At 71.1% G+C, this 15,716-nt stretch carries 11 protein-coding genes and 2 tRNA genes; 8 read left to right on the top strand and 5 right to left on the bottom strand.

Annotated elements, in window-relative coordinates; all coding sequences use genetic code 11:
- Positions 1–41 precede the first annotated feature (41 nt).
- Entirely contained in the window at positions 42–1,478 is a 1,437-nt protein-coding gene (locus tag L8M95_RS14665) for a hypothetical protein (protein ID WP_260486829.1), read from the bottom strand.
- A 126-nt stretch (positions 1,479–1,604) separates the two neighbouring features.
- The gene (gene pepN / locus L8M95_RS14660; RefSeq protein WP_260486828.1) at positions 1,605–4,208 is read right to left on the bottom strand and encodes an aminopeptidase N; all 2,604 of its coding nucleotides are present in this window, start codon (positions 4,206–4,208) and stop codon (positions 1,605–1,607) included.
- A 111-nt stretch (positions 4,209–4,319) separates the two neighbouring features.
- Between pepN and L8M95_RS14655 the strand changes: the two genes are divergently transcribed.
- From L8M95_RS14655 to L8M95_RS14645, 3 genes are read left to right on the top strand one after another with little or no spacing between them, the layout of a single operon-like run.
- On the top strand, positions 4,320–4,946 hold the full coding sequence (locus L8M95_RS14655) for a DsbA family protein (protein WP_260486827.1): 627 nt from the start codon (positions 4,320–4,322) through the stop codon (positions 4,944–4,946).
- A 44-nt stretch (positions 4,947–4,990) separates the two neighbouring features.
- Positions 4,991–5,464: a ribose-5-phosphate isomerase gene (locus L8M95_RS14650; RefSeq protein ID WP_260486826.1), complete on the top strand. Its 474-nt coding sequence runs from the start codon at positions 4,991–4,993 to the stop codon at positions 5,462–5,464.
- 39 nt (positions 5,465–5,503) lie between these two features.
- Entirely contained in the window at positions 5,504–6,370 is an 867-nt protein-coding gene (locus tag L8M95_RS14645) for an Fpg/Nei family DNA glycosylase (RefSeq protein ID WP_260486825.1), read from the top strand.
- A gap of 248 nt (positions 6,371–6,618) precedes the next feature.
- On the opposite strand, the gene L8M95_RS14640 is transcribed toward L8M95_RS14645, so the two are convergent.
- A tRNA-Gly gene (locus tag L8M95_RS14640) sits at positions 6,619–6,692 on the bottom strand.
- Positions 6,693–6,893: 201 nt separating this feature from the next.
- On the opposite strand from L8M95_RS14640, the gene L8M95_RS14635 reads away from it, so the two are divergent.
- The 5 genes from L8M95_RS14635 (at position 6,894) to clpX (ending at position 11,402) form a co-directional block, all read left to right on the top strand.
- Positions 6,894–6,970: transfer RNA gene (locus L8M95_RS14635), tRNA-Pro, on the top strand.
- Between the two features lie 50 nt (positions 6,971–7,020).
- Entirely contained in the window at positions 7,021–8,424 is a 1,404-nt protein-coding gene (gene tig, locus L8M95_RS14630) for a trigger factor (RefSeq protein ID WP_260486824.1), read from the top strand.
- 207 nt (positions 8,425–8,631) lie between these two features.
- Entirely contained in the window at positions 8,632–9,294 is a 663-nt protein-coding gene (locus L8M95_RS14625) for an ATP-dependent Clp protease proteolytic subunit (protein ID WP_260486823.1), read from the top strand.
- Positions 9,295–9,362: 68 nt separating this feature from the next.
- Positions 9,363–9,986 (top strand): ATP-dependent Clp protease proteolytic subunit, encoded by a 624-nt coding sequence (locus L8M95_RS14620; protein ID WP_260486822.1) that lies wholly within the window; start codon positions 9,363–9,365, stop codon positions 9,984–9,986.
- 147 nt (positions 9,987–10,133) lie between these two features.
- Positions 10,134–11,402, top strand: a complete 1,269-nt coding sequence (gene clpX / locus L8M95_RS14615) for an ATP-dependent Clp protease ATP-binding subunit ClpX (RefSeq protein ID WP_260486821.1) — start codon at positions 10,134–10,136, stop codon at positions 11,400–11,402.
- A gap of 176 nt (positions 11,403–11,578) precedes the next feature.
- Here the strand turns inward: clpX and L8M95_RS14610 are convergent, their stop codons facing one another.
- Positions 11,579–12,850 carry a benzoate/H(+) symporter BenE family transporter gene (locus L8M95_RS14610; RefSeq protein WP_260486820.1) on the bottom strand — a complete coding sequence of 424 codons (1,272 nt, stop codon included), beginning with the start codon at positions 12,848–12,850 and terminating at the stop codon, positions 11,579–11,581.
- Positions 12,847–15,714 (bottom strand): helix-turn-helix transcriptional regulator, encoded by a 2,868-nt coding sequence (locus L8M95_RS14605; protein ID WP_260486819.1) that lies wholly within the window; start codon positions 15,712–15,714, stop codon positions 12,847–12,849. Before L8M95_RS14605 ends, L8M95_RS14610 begins: the two co-directional genes overlap by 4 nt.
- Positions 15,715–15,716: the final 2 nt, after the last annotated feature.

The raw sequence follows: 15,716 nt of genomic DNA, 5'->3' as shown, positions 1-15,716 counted from the left end.
GGTGCCCGCCTGACCGACAGTCCGGGCGCCTGCCGCCGGGGTCAGCCGAGCGTCAGGCTGTAGACCCCGTCGGAGTCCGTGTCGGCGAAGTACAGGGTGCGCCCGTCCTCGGACACCGCCAGCCCGGTGACACCGGCCATGCCGGTCTCGATGACCCGGCCGGGGGAACCGTCCCAGGCGAACTCGAGGATCCGGCCGGTGGCATTGTCGGCGACGAACCACGAGTCGGTGCCTGCCGCCAGCCCCGACGGTCGCTCCGCGGTGGCCGGGCCCGCGGCCTCGACGGTGGCGTCCCACACGTAGGAGTACTCGGCGAGGGTCTCGCGCGGCATGATCCAGCGGTCCCCGGCGGCGTCGATGGCGTCGCGATCTCCGTGCTCGTCGACCCACGTCCGGACGGTGTCCGGGTCGTCACCGTCGCCGGGGCCGTCGGGGAGGTGGCTCCAGTCGATCACGCCGGGGCCGTGTTCGCCGTGGCCGGCGGGGGAGTCGTTCCAGTTGGAGACCATGACCTCGGTGCGCCCGCTGTCCGGCTGGAAACGGCGGACCACGCCCGCGCCGGTGTCGGCGTAGTAGATCCAGCCGTCGTGGGCCATCATCCCGCTCGGGACGCCGTCGACGCGCTCGTAGGGCAGGTCGATGTAGCGCCGGGTGGTGCCGTCCCCGTGGAAACCGTTGCCCTCCTGGTGGTCGCGGTTGAAGTCGACGCGGGCCACGTGCCCCGGCCCGCTGCACCGCCCCTCGGTGTCACCGACCCCGCAGCCGTCGAGGACGTAGTACGCGTTGACGGCGTCGTGGAGGATCCCGGTGCTCAGCGGGTTGCCGTGCAGCATGTCCAGGTGGCTGCCCTGGCGGGGCCACACGCACCGCGCGATGGTGTCCGACCAGTACTCGGCCGGGCACTGGTGCTCGGGGATGTCGTCCGGCGGGTCGTGACTCAGGCCCGGCTGCGGCCAGTCGGCGAGGTAGGGCTTGTTCTGGCCCGCGAGGGCGAAGGTCTCCGGCGAGAAGAGCGAGGGCCCCATGAAGTTGTTGTTGCGGAAATGTGCATCGCGCTCGGGGTTGAGCACGAACTCCATGTCCCTGACCTCGTTGGTGGAGTCGTTGGACACGGCGAAGAACGACCCGTCCTCGTTGAAGGCGATTCCCGAGGGCCTGGCCGTGAAGTGCTCCCCGTACCCGTCCCGCAGCGTGCGGGCCGAGGAGGGGTCGGCCGGGTCCACCACGGTCAGCGAGTCGTCACCGGCGTTGGTGATCCACAGTTCCGCCGTGCCGGGCCGCACGGCGATCGAACTCGGATCGGCGAGCAGTCCGCCCACCAGCACCGGCTCGGGACCCGGTGCCCCGCGGCCCCCGGCGCCGTCGGCGGGCTCGGCGTCGGCGGAGCATCCGCTCACCAGCAGGACGAGCGCGGCGGCGGCGGCCACCGCCGCGCCTGGTCCCCGGCGGGTGCGCCCCGCAGGTCGGTTGTCGGTCACAGGCCATCCCGTCACTTCGGGCCCGCACCGCTGCGCCGACCATCAGGCCTGGAATTCTGCCACGAGCGGGATGTGAGTCCGCTTATCGGGGCAGTTGGAACCCGCCTTTCGTCCCGACCCCGACGGTCAGTCCGACTCGGCGGTGTCGACGGCGCGGGCGTCCAGCGCCCGGATCATGTCAGCGGTCTGCTCGGCGATGATCCGGCGCAGAGACGCCGGTCGCGACTCGTCGGAGAGGACCTGCTCGAAGCGCTCCACGGTCTCGCGGTCCACCGCCCACGACGGGAAGGTGCCCTCGGCGACGGTCTGGGCAAGGTCACCGGGGCGTGCGGTCCACAGGGCCGTGACGTTGTCCAGGTAGCGCTCACACAGGCCGGTGAGCAGGTGCTCCTGGCCGGGGAGGTCGAGACCGAGGAGCGTGGCGCGCACGATCGCGTTGCTCGGGGCGTCGGCCCCGGTCGCGAGCAACAGCTGCTCCGCCTCGTCCTTGGCCCCGACGAAGGGGCGGGCGGCACGCGCGGTGGCGGCGCGACGGGCGCCGCCGGCGGTGTCGTCGACCGCGAGTTCGGCGTCGATGCGGTCGGTGTCCGCGGCGCCGGCGGCGACCAGTGCGGTAAGGACGGTCCACCTCAGGTCGGTGTCGACGACGAGACCGGGCAGCCCCGCCTCGTCCGCACCCGCGTCGAGGAGAGTGCCGAGCACCCGCCCCTGGTCGAAGCCGATCGGGCAGGCGCAGAGCGCGGTGAGGAAGGCCAGCTGGTGGTCCGACCCCGGCTCGGCCTCCCGCGCCGCGGTGAGCATCGCACCGGAGAACGTCCTCCACCCGGTGGCGGCGGCCCAGTCCGGGTCGGCGTAGCGGGCCAGCGCGGTCTGCGCCTGGGTGAGCACCCGCTGCACCACGCCGATGTGGGTCTCGCGCGGGGCCGCCCGGGAGACGACCTCCACGAACCTGCGGGCGGGCAGCCTCGCCTCCCGCGTCATCTCCCAGAGCGCGGACCAGCACAACGTGCGCGCCAGCGGATCCGCGACGTCCTCGAGCGAGTCCAGGACGGTGGTCAGTGACCGCTCGTCGAGCCGGACCGAGCAGTAGGTCAGGTCCTCGTCGTTGGGCAGGACCAGATCGGGCACGGGTCGGCCGGCCAGTTCGGCCACCTCCGTCCGTTCGCCGGAGATGTCCAGCTCGGCCCGCTCGGTGCGCACGATGGCCCCGGAGGCGTCGCGGCTGTACAGGCCCACCCCGAGCCGGTGCGTGCGCAGCTCGCCGGCCCCCGGGGCGGCCGGGCCCTGGACGACGGTCAGCTCCGAGATCGTGCGGGAGTCGCCGCCGGTCGTGATGTCGACGGTGATCGGGTTGATGCCGGTCGTGCGCAGCCACTGGTCGGCCCAGCCCGACAGGTCGCGGCCCGACGACTTCTCGAGCGCCGACAGCAGGTCGTCGAACTGGGCGTTGCCGAAGGCGTGCTCGGCGAAGTAGGCGCGCAGCCCGGCCAGGAACGGCTCGCGCCCGACGTAGGCCACGAGCTGCTTGAGCACCGAGGCGCCCTTGGCGTAGGTGATCCCGTCGAAGTTCGCCTCCACCGTCTCGAGGTCGGTCATGTCCGCAGCGACCGGATGGGTGGACGGCAGCTGGTCCTGGCGGTACGCCCACGCCTTCTCGACGATCGCGAAGGTGGTCCACGCGTCGGTGTACTGCGTCGCGTCCACCTGGGCCAACACCGAGGCGAAGGTGGCGAACGACTCGTTGAGCCACAGATCGTCCCACCAGCGCATGGTCACCAGGTCGCCGAACCACATGTGGGCCATCTCGTGCAGGATCGTCTCGTTGCGCCGCTCGTAGCGGTAGCCGGTGGCCCGGGAGCGGAAGACGTAGTCCTCGAGGAACGTCACGGCCCCGGCGTTCTCCATGGCACCGGCGTTGAACTCGGGGACGAAGATCTGGTCGTACTTGCCGAACGCGTACGGCAGGCCGAACTCCCGGTGGTAGAAGCCGAAACCCTCCTTGGTCTCGGCGAACAGGCGGTCGGCGTCGAGGAACTCGGCCAGCGATGCCCGGCACAGCAGACGTAGAGGGATCGTGCCGTGCTCGTCGGTGTAGGTGTCCTCCACGACGTGGTACGGCCCCGCGATGAGGGCGACCAGGTAGGTCGACATGATCTCGGTCGGCGCGAAGTGGTGCACCACGCCGCCCCCGTCAGCCGGGGCCTCCTCGGCCGGAGTGTTGGCCACCACCACCCATTTCTCCGGAGCGGTCACCGTCAGGGTGTAGCGCGCCTTGAGGTCGGGCTGGTCGAAACAGGCGAAGACCCGTTTGGCGTCCGCGGTCTCGAACTGCGAATAGAGATAGACCTCCCCGTCGGCCGGGTCGACCATCCGGTGCAGGCCCTCACCGGTCGTGGTGTAAGCGAGATCGGCGTCCACGATCAGCTCGTTGGTCGCCTGCAGGTCGGTCAGGGTGATGCCGTCCTCGTCGTCGTACCGCTCTTCTCCGGCGGCCGGGAACAGCTCCCGGCCGTTCAGGGTCGCGGACCGGATCACCGCGGCGCGGAGGTCGATGAACGTCTCCGCGCCCGGGCGCGTACAGGAGAAGCGCACCACGGTGCGTGAACGGAACGTGTCGGTCCCGGGCCCACCGCGGCCGTCGGTGAGATCGATCTCCACGTCGTACGACTCGACGGTGAGCAGTTCCGACCGGGCGGCGGCGTCGGCGCGGGTGAGATTGAGCGAGCGCATCGGTGAGGACCTCGGTTCGGTGGGTGTCGGATACCGCACCAGTCCTACCACCCGGCGGGCACCGAGTCGGCCACAGTGGCGGCAGCCGCCGCGGGCAGGGAGTATGGGGTCATGACATCGAATGCCCGGTCCGCCACCCGTTCCGTCGACTTCTGGTTCGACCCGCTGTGCCCGTTCGCGTGGGTCACCAGCCGGTGGATCCTCGAGGTCGAGAAGGTCCGCGACATCTCCGTGACGTGGAACGTCATGAGCCTGTCCGTGCTCAACGAGGGCCGTGACCTGCCCGAGGACTACACGGCGCTCATGCAGCGCGGCTGGGGTCCGGTGCGCGTGGCCATCGCCGCCGCGCAGCGCCACGGCCAGGAGGTCCTCGGCGCGCTCTACACCGAGCTGGGGACCCGGATCCACGACCAGGGGCGCGGCATCGAGGACCCCACCGTCATCACCGAGGCGCTCGAGGCGGCCGGTCTGGACGCCGGCCTCGCGGCCGCCGCGGGGACCGATGAGTACGACGACGAGCTGCGCGCCTCGCACCACCGTGGCATGGACCCGGTGGGCGACGAGGTCGGGACCCCGGTCCTCCACGTCGACGGCACCGCGTTCTTCGGGCCGGTCCTGACCCGCATCCCGCGTGGTGAGGACGCCGGCAAGGTCTTCGACGGTGCCGCGCTGCTGGCCGACTACCCGTACTTCTTCGAGCTCAAGCGCAGCCGCACCGAGGCGCCGCAGTTCGACTGACGCCCGGGGGTGGGGTTGCGGTCGCGCGTGGCAGAATCGGCGCCATGCGCATCTACCTGGGGGCGGACCACGCCGGCTTCGAGACCAAGAACGCCATCGCCGAGCACCTGAAGGCCTCCGGGCACGAAGTGGTCGACTGCGGCGCCCACACCTACGACGCCGAGGACGACTACCCGGCCTTCTGCATCGACGCGGCCGCCAAGGTCGTTGCCGATCCGGGCAGTCTCGGCATCGTCCTGGGCGGCTCCGGCAACGGCGAACAGATCGCCGCGAACAAGGTGCCCGGCGCGCGCTGCGCCCTGGCGTGGAGCGTCGAGACCGCGCGGCTGGCGCGTGAGCACAACAACGCCCAGCTCATCGGCATCGGCGGTCGGATGCATTCGCGCGAGGAGGCGCTCGCGATCGTCGACGCGTTCCTCGATCAGGAGTGGTCGGAAGCCGAGCGGCACCAGCGGCGCATCGACATCCTCGCCGAGTACGAGCGCACCGGCGAGGCCCCCGCCGTCCCCGGGGCCTGACGACACCTGAGTCCGACGACACCCGGAGCCTGAGTACCCGTGCCCGAGGGGCACACCCTCCACCGGCTGGCCCGCCTGCACACCGAGTATTTCGCAGGCGGGCCCGTCCGTGTGTCCAGTCCCCAGGGGAGGTTCGCCGACCAGGCCACCGCCGTCGACGGCCGGTACTTCGACCGCGCCACGGCGGTGGGCAAGCACCTCTTCCACCACTACGAGGGCGGCCTCGCCGTTCACGTCCACCTGGGCCTGTACGGCTTCTTCGACACCCACCTGGTCCCCGAGGGGCAGGACCCGCCCACCCCGGTCGGGCAGGTCCGGATGCGGGTGGGCGCCGCGCCGGGGGACCGGGTGACGAGGGACGGGGTGGCGGGGGACGGGTCCGTCCACTACGTCGACCTGCGGGGCCCGACCCGCTGCGAGGTGATCGCCGACGAGGCGGTCGCCGGAGTGCGCGAACGCCTGGGCCCGGACCCGTTGGACCCCGACGCCGACCCCGCCCGCGCGTGGGCACGGATCAGTCGCAGTGCGCGGACGATCGGTGCCCTGCTGATGGACCAGAAGGTCCTGGCCGGCGTCGGCAACGTCTACCGCGCCGAGGTGCTCTTCCGGCACGGGATCACCCCGTTCCTCCCCGGGGTCGAACTGCGTGAGCAGGAGTTCCGAGCCCTCTGGGACGACCTCGTGGAGTTGATGGAGATCGGTGTGGAGACCGGCGCCATCCATACGATCCGCCCCGAGCACGACCACGGCGACGTACCCCGCCGGGGGGCCGATCGACCTCGCAACTACGTCTACCAACGCGACGGCTGGGAGTGCCGGGTGTGCGGCGACGAGATCGCCCTGCAGACGATGGAGGCCCGGACCCTCTTCTGGTGCCCGACGTGTCAGGCGGGCCGACCGCGCTGAAGCCGCGGGCACGTTTATCGTAGCCGCCCGCCGCCATGTCGTCTGGCCTGCACCGAAGTGCGCGCGCGACGCCAGGCCGAGGGGCGGCTGCGAGCTGATCGAACAGGCGCTCGCGCGAGACGCCATCCGCGGGAGCGCCTGCGGGGCGGAGGTGGGGATGTCGCGGGCGGGAGGCACTGCGTGGGAACTCCGGCCGGGAAATCGACGATGCCCCGCTTCGTCAGTGTCTGACGGGGCGGGGCATCCAGTGGAGCGGGTGACGGGAATCGAACCCGCGTAGCCTGCTTGGAAGGCAGGGGCTTTACCATTAAGCTACACCCGCATCGAAGCGCTGACCTGGGCTTTTCCGCCGGGTCACGCTCACGCCCGGATAACACTACCGGACCGTGCCGGTGCTCCCAACTCCCGGCCCGAGAACGCGGAATCGGCGCCCCGATGGGCCTGTCGTACACTGGGCGAGTTGGTTTGGCGGCCCGGCAGATGTCCCGTGCTCGATCGCGGGATGGTCGGCCGCGCGACTCACCGGGATGTGGCGCAGCTTGGTAGCGCATCCGCTTTGGGAGCGGAGGGTCGCAGGTTCGAATCCTGTCATCCCGACCAGCGGAGCCGAAAGACACGAACCCCGAGAAACTTCCTAGGAGAACATCACCGTGAAGAGCACTGTCGAGCAGCTCAACCCGACCCGGGTCAAGATCACCGTGGAGGTGCCGTTCGCGGAGCTCGAGCCGGATTTCGCCAAGGCCTACAAGTCGCTCGCCGGCCAGGTCAACATCCCGGGCTTCCGCCCGGGTAAGGCTCCGGCCAAGCTCCTCGAGTCGCGGATCGGCCGGCCGGCCGTCCTCGAGCAGGTCATCAACGACATGATCCCGTCGCGCTACAGCCAGGCCGTCGACGAGCACGAGCTCGTGGTGCTGGCGCAGCCCGAGATCGAGGTGACCAAGCTCGAGGACAACGACGTCGTCGAGTTCACCGCCGAGGTCGACGTCCGTCCGGAGATCACCCTCCCGACCTACGAGGACCTCGAGGTCACCGTGGAGGCCCCGGAGACCGACGAGGCGGCGGTCGACGCCGAGCTCGACAACCTGCGTGCCCGCTTCGGCACGCTCAAGGGCGTCGAGCGTGGCGCCACCAAGGGTGACTTCCTGTCGGTGGACCTCGCTGCGACCGTCGACGGTGAGCCCGTCGATGAGGCCTCCACCGAGGGCCTGTCCTACGAGCTCGGCTCCGGAACCCTCGTCGAGGGCCTGGACGACGCGGCGGAGGGTCTGAAGGCCGGCGAGTCCAAGGAGTTCACCTCCTCGCTCGTCGCCGGCGACCACGCCGGCAAGGAGGCGGTCATCACCGTCACCGTGCAGTCCGTCAAGGAGCGCGAGCTCCCCGAGGCCGACGACGAGTTCGCGCAGATGGCCAGCGAGTTCGACACCCTGGACGAGCTCAAGGCCGACCTGTCGGAGAAGGTCGCGCAGCAGGCCAGGGCCGGCCTCGCGGGCGAGATCCGCGACAAGGTCCTCGACGCCCTGATGGAGGCAACCGACGTGCCGACGCCGGAGGCGGTCGTCGAGTCCGAGGCCCACGCCCAGATGCACCAGCTCATCGACCAGTTCGGTGGCGACGCGTCGATCCTGGACCAGGCGCTGGCCGCCGAGGGCACCGACCGCGAGACGTTCGAGGCCGAGACCCGCGAGGGCGCCGCCCGCGCCATCCGCAGCCAGCTCCTGCTGGACGCCGTCGCCGAGCAGAACTCGACCGACGTCTCGCAGGAGGAGCTCACGCAGCACATCCTGTTCCAGGCCCAGCGCTACGGCATGGACCCCAACCAGTTCGTGCAGCAGATCCAGCAGGCCGGCCAGCTCGGCTCGCTGTTCTCCGACGTCCGCCGGTCCAAGGCCCTGGCCGACGTGATCCAGAAGGTCACCGTCAAGGACACCGAGGGCAACGTGGTCGACACCAGCGAGTTCTTCGGCACCGTTGAGGCCGCCGACGCCGACGCCGACGCCGTCGAGTCCGACACCGCCGCCGAGGCGACCGCGGACGAGAAGGACGCCGACGCCTGACCGTCAGCTCAGACCCCTGAAAGGGCCGGGACCGCGTCACGTGGTCCCGGCCCTGTCGTTCCGGCCCCCGGGGACGGTGCTGGTGGCCCGACGCTGAGAGCGAACACCCGCCCCGGCGGGACGGTTCCGTCGTCGGTGTTGGTTAGTGTTTGACGTAACGGTTCCCCGGCCACCGGTCGGCCGGGCGCCGCACTAGCGGTGAAGACGATGAGCGAAGGTAGGTTCCCCGTGGCCCAGAACGGTTCAGCGGCTCAGCCCGGTTCGACGCAGCCCGCACTCAGCTCGCCGGGGTCGCACGGACTCACCCTCGGCGACTCGGTGTACGAGCGCCTCCTGCAGGAGCGGATCATCTTCCTGGGTTCCCAGGTGGACGACGACATCTCCAACCGCCTCTGCGCGCAGATCCTCCTGCTCGCGGCGGAGGACCCCACCCGCGACATCGCGCTGTACATCAACTCGCCCGGTGGTTCGGTGACCGCCGGCATGGCGATCTACGACACGATGCAGTTCGTCGAGTGCGACGTGGCGACCTACGGTATGGGCCTGGCCGCCTCCATGGGCCAGTTCCTGCTGACCGCGGGCACGAAGGGCAAGCGCTACGCCCTCCCGCACGCCAAGATCATGATGCACCAGCCGTCGGCCGGCGTCGGTGGTTCCGCCGCCGACATCGCCATCCAGGCGGAGCAGTACGCCGCCACCAAGCGTGAGATGGCCGAGCTGATCGCCTTCCACACGGGCCAGACCTTCGAGCAGGTCACCGAGGACTCCGACCGTGACCGCTGGTTCTCGGCCGAGGAGGCCAAGGAGTACGGGTTCGTCGACCACGTGATCTCGCGTGCGTCCCAGACCGGCGGTACCGCGCCGTCGTGATCCAGTCCTCCGCCCACGGGAGCGCTCCCGCAGCCCACCCAGCCTCGACCACCACCACGGAGTCACCGATGACCTCACTGCCTTCCTCCCGGTACATTCTGCCGTCCTTCGTCGAGCACTCCAGCTACGGCGTCAAGGAGTCCAACCCCTACAACAAGCTCTTCGAGGAGCGCATCATCTTCCTGGGCACCCAGGTCGACGACGCCTCGGCGAACGACATCATGGCCCAGCTGCTGGTCCTCGAGGGTCAGGACCCGGACCGTGACATCACCATGTACATCAACTCGCCGGGTGGCTCGTTCACCTCGCTGATGGCGATCTACGACACCATGCAGTACGTCCGGCCGGACGTCGTGACGGTGTGCCTCGGTCAGGCCGCGTCGGCCGCCGCCGTGCTGCTCGCGGCGGGCACCAAGGGCAAGCGCGCGGCGCTGCCCAATGCTCGCGTCCTCATCCACCAGCCCGCCACGGGTGGCATCCAGGGCCAGGTCTCGGACCTCGAGATCCAGGCCGCGGAGATCGAGCGGATGCGTCGCCTGATGGAGACCACGCTGGCCCAGCACACCGGTCGCTCCGCCGAGCAGGTCCGCAAGGACACCGACCGCGACAAGATCCTCACCGCCGCGGAGGCCCAGGAATACGGGATCATCGACACCGTGTTCGACTACCGCAAGCTGTCGACGGGCAACTGAGGCGACGGCGGCGCGCCGCTCAGGGGAGCGGCGCGCTGTCGGGTGCAATGAACTGATCACGCGGGGGTCGGCTTTACGGCCGCCACCGCGTACCGTCGACTACGGGGCGTGACATCGGCGCCCCCGGAATGCGAGGACGTAGAACTCATGGCGCGTGTAGGTGAGAGCGGCGACCTGTTGAAGTGTTCCTTCTGTGGGAAGAGCCAGAAGCAGGTCAAGAAGCTGATCGCCGGTCCCGGGGTCTACATCTGTGACGAGTGCATCGAGCTGTGCAACGAGATCATCGAGTCCGAGGTCGACGACTCGCAGGAGAAGGGCCTGGACGAGCTGCCCAAGCCGTCGGAGATCCATGCGTTCCTCGACGAGTACGTGGTGGGTCAGGACGCAGCCAAGCGGAACCTGGCGGTGGCCGTCTACAACCACTACAAGCGCATCCGGGTGGGTGCCTCGCTCGGCCGCGGTGACGGGGTCGAGCTGGCCAAGTCGAACATCCTCATGCTCGGCCCCACCGGCTGCGGCAAGACCTACCTCGCCCAGACCCTCGCGAAGATGCTCAACGTGCCGTTCGCGATCGCGGACGCCACAGCACTGACCGAGGCCGGGTACGTGGGCGAGGACGTGGAGAACATCCTCCTCAAGCTCATCCAGGCCGCGGACTTCGACACCAAGCGCGCCGAGATGGGCATCATCTACATCGACGAGGTCGACAAGATCGCCCGCAAGGCCGAGAACCCCTCGATCACCCGCGACGTCTCCGGCGAGGGTGTCCAGCAGGCGCTGCTGAAGATCCTCGAGGGCACCCAGGCGTCGGTGCCGCCGCAGGGTGGTCGCAAGCATCCGCACCAGGAGTTCATCCAGATCGACACGTCCAACGTGCTGTTCATCGTGGCCGGCGCCTTCCAGGGTCTGGAGAAGATCGTCGGCGACCGCGTGGGTCGCAAGGGAATGGGTTTCGGATCCGAGGTCGCGAGCAAGAAGGACCTCGACACCACCGAGAACTTCAGCGAGGTCATGCCCGAGGACCTGGTGAAGTACGGTCTCATCCCCGAGTTCATCGGCCGCCTGCCGGTCGTGGCCACCGTGACGAGCCTGGACCGCGAGGCCCTGGTCAACATCCTCGCCGAGCCGAAGAACGCACTGGTCAAGCAGTACGCCAAGCTGTTCGAGATGGACGGTGTCGAGCTCGAGTTCACCGACGACGCCCTCGAGGCCGTCGCCGACCAGGCGATCCTGCGTGGAACCGGCGCCCGTGGCCTGCGCGCCATCATGGAGGAGGTCCTCCTGCCGGTCATGTACGACATCCCGGGACGTGATGACGTCGCCCGCGTTGTGGTCACCGGGGAGACGGTGCGCGACAACGTCCTGCCGACGATCGTCCCGTTCTCGGACGAAGAGCCCCGCGAGCGCTCCGCCTGACCCCGGACCCGGGTGACCCGGGTCCGTCCACTCCAGGGACCGACAGCAGAAGGCCCCCGCCCACGGCGGGGGCCTTCTCCTATCGGCGAGAGGGGCGGACCTCGCCGCGGGCCCGCGTCCGGACCGCGCCACGGGCCCGGTGTCGCGTGCCGGCCGCCACGGCCCGGTGCCGCGTTTCAGGCCGCGAGCCGGCGCTCGAGCAGGGCCGACACGGCCATGCCCAGAACGATGCCCCAGAACGGCGCGGAGATGCCGAGCAGCGAGACGTCCGCGACGGTGACGAGCAGGCACACGAGCGGGCCGAGTGCCCTGTCCGTCCGGAACGCCGTGACGAACGCCGATTGGAGGGGCGCGAGCATCGCCAGCCCGCCCAGCGCCGCGATGAACGCCGCGGGGGTGCCGAGGATGAGGCCCACGAAGGCGGGGGAGAAGATGCCGACGACCAGGGCCAGCGCGCCGTTGCCGATCGCGGCGGCGTAGTGACGATCGCGCTCACCGGAGGAGACGAGCAGAGCATTGGTCGGCCCGGTCAGGCACGTCGAGACGGCGCCGACCGCCGAGACCAGCAGGGACCAGATGCCGCACGCGACCGCGCACGCCGACACCGGCGGATGGTGCCCCTTCGCCCGCAGCACCGCGATGCCCTGACCGTTCTGCACCACCAGGACGGTGATCGCCAGCGGCACGACGAGTTCGGCCATCGCCCGGAGCGTGAACTCCGGGGCCTGCATCATCGGGGCCGCGATGAGCCCGTCGTCGAGGACCCCCCGCGACAACCCGCCGGTCAGGACCACGGCGAGGATCCCGACGATCATGGCGGCGAGGATGGGCGGTACGACCCGGGCCAGGCGGGGGACGGCGCCGACGACGAGGAACGCGATCGCCATCGGCAGCGCCACCGCGGCGGAGGCCCACACGGCCTCGACCAACCCCAACCCGAACCGGAGGAACACCCCGGCGACCATCGCCATGATGATCGGCATGGGGATCCAGTCCATGAGTCGGCGGGCCAGGCCGGACAGACCGACGAGCAGGATCACCACGCCGGTGACGACGTAGGCGCCCAGGACCTCCGACCACCGCAGGTGACTGAGCGAGTTCCCGACGATCACGGTGCCCGGGATGGTCCAGAAGAACGCGAGCGGCGTCCGGTAGGCCCAGCTCATGATGATGGTGAGCAGCCCGTTGGCGAAGAACACGCCGAAGATCCACGAGGACAGCTGGGCGGGGGACAGGTCCCCCTGCCCGCCGGCGGCGAGGATGACGGCGACGGGGCCGGTGGCCGAGAACACCAGGGCGATCAGCGCGTTGGCGAACTCGCGGGGGCCGAGGTCGGTGAGGACCCGGCGGGGTGAGGGTCGCCCGGCCGGGGCAGGAGCGGGTGGGTGGCCGGTCGTGGGCGGGCCGGCCGAGCGGACGGCGGCGGGGTTCGGGGGTCCGGTGGTCACAGGTCTCCCGTCGGGTCGGGGTCGGTACGCGGTGAGTCGATACGGGGTGAGTCGGTACGGAAGGGGTCGGTGCGGAAGGGTTCGCTGCCGCGGGAGACGTGGGCGGCCAACTCCGTGCGGCCACTGACCCCGAGCTTCGAGTAGATGCGGGTCAGGTGGTACTGGACGGTCTTGATGGACAGGAACAACTCCTCGGCCGCCTGGGCGTTGGTGCGGCCCGCGGCGACGAGGGTCGCGACCGCGGTCTCCTGGGGTGTGAGGGTGCTGTTGCCCCCGGTCCGGGTCACGTCCACACCGCCTGCACGGCGTTCGCGGTCGCACCGCTCCACGTAGGCCCGGGCGCCCAGCTGCTCGTAGATGTCACGAGCGGTGCCCAGCGCGAGGTGCGCCTCACGGCGCCGGCCGGCCCGGCGCAGCGTCTGCCCGTAGCCGAAGTGCATGCGTGCCGAGTAATAGGGCATGGCCAGTCCGTCGAGGTGGTCGAGACTGCGGCGGAAGATCCGGTTGCACTCGTCGACGTCCCCGCGCACGGCCGCGATGCGGGCCCGGACCGCCCCGAGGCGGGCCAGGGTGGAACGGTGGCCCTGGCGTTCGGCCCGGGCCTCGGCGGGGCCGATGAGCTCTTCCGCCTCGTCGATCCGGCCCGCGAGGACGAGGGCGTGGGAGTACAGGTCGTGCCACGGCCAGTAGCCGGGCTGGTCGATGTCGATCTCGCGGGAGAGGGCGACGACGGGCTCCGCGGCCAGGCGCACGGAGGTGTAGTCGCCGGAGGAGGCCGCCACCTGCATCCGGGCCATGGCGGAGGGGATGACCTGGATCGGGTAGGCATCGGCGCTGGTGGTGAGGTTGCGCAGATGCGCGGCGGCACCGAGGTGGTCCCCGCGCATCGACCGGATGACGGCGCCGGGCCAGTGGACGACCGGGGCGAGCAGGTCCAGTTCGAGGTCGTCCACCCGGCGGGCCGCGGTGTCCACCACGCGCAACGCGTCGTCCCAGTCGCCGCGCAGCAGGAGGGTGCGGGCGAGCCACGCCTGGGCCCAGATGGAGATCCGCGCGGAGCCGGAGACGTCCGCGGTGGGGACCGCGGACCCCAGGTGGCGGCGGGCGGTCTCCAGGTCGTCGTGGGCGAGGGCGATCCATCCCGACGCCATCTCGAAACGTTGCGCCACGGCCGGCGCGAGGCCGGGGAGTCGGTCCTCGACGGGAGGGGCCGCGTCGGGGCCTCCCTCGATCGCGCGCCCCAGCATCTCGATCGCCCGGGCCTCCTCGACCTCGGGCTGATCCGGGCGTCCGCTGCTGGTGACCACCCGCGCCCAGTGTCGGATGCGGGCCGGCCGCCACTCGCACAGGGAGTGGACGACGAACTTCTGGGCCAGGGCGACCGGGTCCGCGGCGGGTGATCCCGGTACGCCGTCCTCGCGCGCGGCGAGCGCGCGATCGAGCAGGACCCGGGCCTCCCCGGCGTGCCCGAGGTGGACGGCGAGGGACCCGAGCACCGCGTCCCGGCGGGGATCGGACCGCACCCGCTCCAGCCCCTGCGCGAGCGATCGGGCCTCGCTGATCCGACCGGCGTTGATCAGACCGTCGACCCCGTCGATGTGGAGATCGCGGGCGCGGTCGGTGTCCGGGGTGAGGGCCGCCGCGGTGAGGTAGGCGTGCCCGGCCGCACTCCAGCGGCCGGCGCGGGCGTGGACGAGGGCGCGGGCCCGCAGGGTCTCGGACAGGTCGGCGTCGGGACCGGTGGACGCCGACGCTCGGTGATCGAGTGCGGCGTCGAGGTCGTCGGCGGCCTCGGCGACGAGGCCGGCCAGTGAGTGCAGGTGCAGCAGTTCGCTGGGTGGTATCCCGCGCAGGACCGCCGTCCGCAGCAGGGGGGAGCGGAATCGGAGGGTCGCGGCGCCGGGGGAGAGGTCCACCTGCGCCAGGTCCGCGGCATGGGCGGCGTCCAGGGCGGCGGTGACGAGCGCCGTGCCGGGCGTGGCCCCGCTGCGCGCGGAGATGAGCGCCGTGAGTGATTCGAGCGTGACCGGGGGCGTCAGGACGGCGGCGGCCTCGATGACCTCGCGTTGCTCGGGATCCATCGCCGCCAGCCGTGCCGCCGTCTCCCGTTCGACGGACGCGGGCAGCGGAGGGACGGAGAAGGGGGCGATCCACCACGAGTCGGGCGCCTGGTCGGCCACTGTCGCCACCGCCCCCGCCTCGCCGCCCGTGTAGTCCAGCAGCCGTCGGGCCGCCGCGGCCGACGGCTCGCGCCCGGTCCGGGTCGCCACGAGGGTCCGGATCTCGGACTGGTCGAGGGAGCCCAGCCGCACCGTCTCGCGGGCGAGCTCCGCGCACAGATCGGCGGAGGGTCCGTGGGCGGGGCTGCCGAGGGTGAGCACGACCAGGACGGAGGCCCGGCCCGCGGCCTCCACCGCGGAGGCGAGGACCCGCAGGGAGTCGGGGTCCGAGTACTCCGCGTCGTCGACGACCACCACGGCGCCGGGGCCGGCGGTGACGAACGCCGGGGCCAGTGCGTCGACGAGGACCGCGTCGCCGACCGGTTCGGTCGACGCTGCGCCCACCGGCTCCGCGGCCCCGGCGCGACGGGGGGGCTCGGTGTCGGGCCGGGGCAGCCGCTCGAGGACCCTGGCGGCCACCACCCACCTCGTGTCCTTCTCCCACGGCAGGGCGCGGACGAGAACCGAGGTGACCCCGGTGAGTTCGGCGACCACGGAATCGACGAGGTGGCTCTTGCCCCCGCCGTCGGCGGCGGTGACCAGCACGATCGTCGATCGCTTGCCCGCCACCGCGCCGTGGATCGCGTGGAGGCGATCCGCGGCGCGGTGGTGACCGTAACGGGGGACGGGGTGGGCGAAGGTCATGC

The organism is Dietzia sp. B32, assembly GCF_024732245.1.
GTDB lineage: Bacteria > Actinomycetota > Actinomycetes > Mycobacteriales > Mycobacteriaceae > Dietzia.
Note: the sequence above shows the minus strand (reverse complement) of the source record. Positions and strands in the feature narration are given on the sequence as shown.